The 3,568-nt window shown below is 35.6% G+C and carries 4 protein-coding genes; 3 read left to right on the forward strand and 1 reads right to left on the reverse strand.

The window, feature by feature from the left end:
* Positions 1–98: 98 nt before the first annotated feature.
* Positions 99–1,517: a hypothetical protein gene (locus tag EYW48_RS20605; RefSeq protein WP_277432987.1), complete on the reverse strand. Its 1,419-nt coding sequence runs from the start codon at positions 1,515–1,517 to the stop codon at positions 99–101.
* A gap of 130 nt (positions 1,518–1,647) precedes the next feature.
* Here EYW48_RS20605 and EYW48_RS20610 point away from each other — a divergent pair, with 130 nt between their 5' ends.
* The 3 genes from EYW48_RS20610 (at position 1,648) to EYW48_RS20620 (ending at position 3,268) form a co-directional block, all read left to right on the forward strand.
* On the forward strand, positions 1,648–2,565 hold the full coding sequence (locus tag EYW48_RS20610) for a viperin family antiviral radical SAM protein (RefSeq protein WP_031850223.1): 918 nt from the start codon (positions 1,648–1,650) through the stop codon (positions 2,563–2,565).
* Positions 2,566–2,651: 86 nt separating this feature from the next.
* Positions 2,652–2,831 (forward strand): hypothetical protein, encoded by a 180-nt coding sequence (locus EYW48_RS20615; RefSeq protein ID WP_258519506.1) that lies wholly within the window; start codon positions 2,652–2,654, stop codon positions 2,829–2,831.
* 80 nt (positions 2,832–2,911) lie between these two features.
* Complete coding sequence (locus tag EYW48_RS20620; protein WP_346780439.1) at positions 2,912–3,268, forward strand: hypothetical protein; 357 nt, start codon at positions 2,912–2,914, stop codon at positions 3,266–3,268.
* The last annotated feature ends 300 nt before the right edge of the window (positions 3,269–3,568 follow it).

Here is a 3,568-nt window from a genome sequence, read left to right on the forward strand (position 1 = left end):
ATCACGCTCAATGTCGTGCATCTGTTCGAGTTGCAGTTTCTGTTGAGGAGTCAGTGTGATTTTCATGGTTTGTAGCATGATCCTGATTCTATTGAAAATCAAGCATCTTCAATGATCACGGGTATAGCCCCATATACTAGCTCAAAATCATCAATATTCTGTAATTGTTTAAATGGAGCTTTGTTTTGTTTTAGCTTATCTATTAAAACATCTCTACGCATAAGGTAATTATTTGAATAATCACCTTCTTCTTTTATAAGTTTACACATTTTTTTAAATTCATCTTGAGACGTAGGAAAGACATTATCTAATATATCCTCTTCTCCAGAACGGCTAAAAATACAATTAATTCTATCTAAAGTACTCCATGGGATATCGTGTTCATTGTCTGAGGTAAAAAGTCGCAATAAATCATACCTATAAAAGGAAGGAAGTTGTTCTTCAAAATACTTATTTTCCGCATAGTCTCCTAAACTTCCCTTTTGAATATGGGCTTTAAAAGTCATATTATATACGTAGTTGTAAAGTTCAACTAATTGGAGTGTTTTATTTTCATTTAAGTCAAAACATAGCTTATCGACTCCAGGTGTTAAATACTTAACTAATTGCTCATACCCCTCTTGAATAGCTCTGGCTATCAGCAACCTCATACGTATCACTTCAGAGCTTGGTGCCTGATATCGTACTTTTAGTTTCTGTACAAAATCTTGCTGCTCCGCTGCTGGGCATTCACTCCTTAATATTCGCTTTAAGTCTTCACAAGAAATATTTATTTCATGCTGTAAGTCATCATAAGACAAACCTTTTTTTTCAATAAAATCTAGAGATTGTTCAAATTGCGAAGACTTTTCGTCAGGCTCAAAACAGCCACCAAACTGTATATTCACTTCGTCCGAAAACGTTTTCTCGATACTTGATATTTCAGGGGTACTCTTGGATTTTTGCCAATTGTAAAGGTTCCTTAATACTTTTTCGTATTTATCCACACTATCTAGATCGTTGTTTAAATTATTAGCAATAGATGTTTTGGTGTTTTGGATTAAGTCGATAAGCCAATTCAAGACTTGCGGTACAGGGAGAAGAAGTTGCGTAGGTTCAATCGGAGAATCTACGGCTGGAAGATACCAAAACCGCCCGCCAGGCATACCTTCATCCATTTTTGATTCAATTTGCCAAAATACCGTATGTCTCGCTAGAGCTGGTATGATAAACCTGGCTAAATAATGCCAAACGATTTTTCTTTGTGACGCCTTTGAAGAATAAACATTAAGCTCGATGTTCTTATGCATCAAGTAATCGTCTGCAACATTGGAGATCAGATCTTTTTTCGCTCTTTCATCAAGCCCTAAAGCATCCGCTATATCACCCAAAATACTTTCCCAAGTATTAGATAAATTATCCATCGTCATCTCGACATATTTAAACTTGCTTTTCGATTTTGAAGTCATCTGACCATTAGCGCCAAGCGCTTTAGCAATCTGAAGAAGTACCGATTCGAAGGTTGGAAAAGTAGCCACTGAATGTCCTTTTATTGTTTCGTTTTCCGCTAGAAAAAGAAAATTGAGGGGGGGGGGATTTTGCTTTTCATTTTTCTACAGAGCCGATTTTATCATACTGAAGCCATCTGAATACATGAGAATAAAAAGCATGACAACAGCACAATCTAGAAAAACAAAAGAACTGGTAATCAATTGGCACATGACAGAAGTCTGCAATTACAGTTGTAAATACTGTTTTGCAAAATGGGGACGCCCCAAAGAACTCCATCGTTCAGAACAGGCAATCGCTAACTTATTGGATAAGCTAGCAGACTACTTCATCAAAGGCACTCCAGTCTTAAAAGAAAAGCTGGGGTACGAAAGTGTTCGTCTTAACTTTGCAGGAGGGGAACCAATGATGTTAGGAAATACGTTCGTTACCGCTTTGGTTCTTGCAAAACAAAAAGGATTTAAAACCTCAACCATAACTAATGGACATTACCTAATTCATGGAAAATCACCGTTGCCGAAAGATACTTTAGACATGATTGGAATCAGCTTTGACAGTCAGTACTTAAGTACACGTATGAAAATAGGAAGAAACGATCGAAAAGGAAACTCTTTTGGTGTTAATGATTTAACACATGCTCTAGCGAGCCTCACACAGTCACAAACAGGAATCAAAACAAAGATTAATACTGTAATTAACAGTCTTAATTGGGAAGAGGATTTCTCTAATTTAATTTCTAGTCTAAATCCATACAAATGGAAAGTATTACAGGTCATGCCTTATGGTGATAATGAACTACTAATTTCCAAAGAACAGTTCGATAATTTTGTTCATAGACATAGTGGATTAGGGTTACCTATGTATTCTGAGTCTAATTCTACTATGACAGAATCATACTTAATGATTAGTCCAGAGGGTTGCTTTTACCAAAATACTGCCAATAAATCTGGGTATAAATACAGCGAATGCATTAATTCATGCGGTGTGGAAAAAGCTCTTTCTCAAATAGAGTTTAATCCAATTACGTTTTCTTCAAGATATAAAGAAACCAATATTGACATTGTAGAAATATCATAAAATCTATTAACAAAAATAAAATAAATAAAACTAGGTTCCTTATTATAGGAGCTATAAATAATCACAAAATATTAGATGAGGAACAAATGAATAAATTTATCGTTTTTGAAGGGTTAGATGCATGTGGAAAAACAACATTAAGCTCTCTATATGCGAAAGAAATGAATACTATCGTTCATAATGCGGTAGTCCCTGAAGCTCATGATTTAAGAAAGGTCATTGACTCCTATGAGTCAAAAGAGAGTGCATTTCTATTTTTTTGTTAAATAACTTATTGAAGAGTAACGAGGTTTCGAAAGTATTAAACGATGAAGATATCATATTAGACAGATATGTATTTTCAACTTTGGCTTACCAAACAATTATGCTTGGGGAAGATATTGTCAAAAATATTTTTGACACACTTAAAATTAATAAAAAAATACTTTTTCCAGAAGTGATAATTTTTGTTAAAGCTGATATTGAAACAATAAACAGCAGAATAGAGACCAGAGGTGGCACAGTTCAGTGGTACGGCGATGCAGTTACGCAAAATAATAGTGTTGAATCTGCATATCACAAAGTTTTTAAGTGGTTTGATATTCCAATTGTAGAGGTCGATACATCAGAAAAATATGGCCGTTCGGTAGAAGAAAATTACCTACTAATGAAAGATCAGGTCGAGCACGTTCTTTCGGGAGGGAGTAATTTGTACAGTTTCTAGTTCGATATCTCTCGGTGATATTGCATGAATATGCAGACGCAAATTACTTGTAAAGAAAGCCGTTTCTACTTATGTTTGGAAGAAAGTGAGGACTACTGATCCGTGATCTGAGATAGGCAAATGTAAGGTGAGATCCTGGCTAGATTGAAATGCAATTTATTGCGCAAACTCATAAAGGGGCGTGCGACGTGAGGTCGTATGAAGCGCTGTTCACCGCTTAATGTGTGAACCATCTGTATCACCAGATGAACCTAGGACTCTGAATAAAGTAGCGAGTCTGACAATGTAACGAAGGCTGGT

The sequence above is a fragment of the Vibrio sp. 1180_3 genome, assembly GCF_029478545.1.
GTDB lineage: Bacteria > Pseudomonadota > Gammaproteobacteria > Enterobacterales > Vibrionaceae > Vibrio > Vibrio aestuarianus.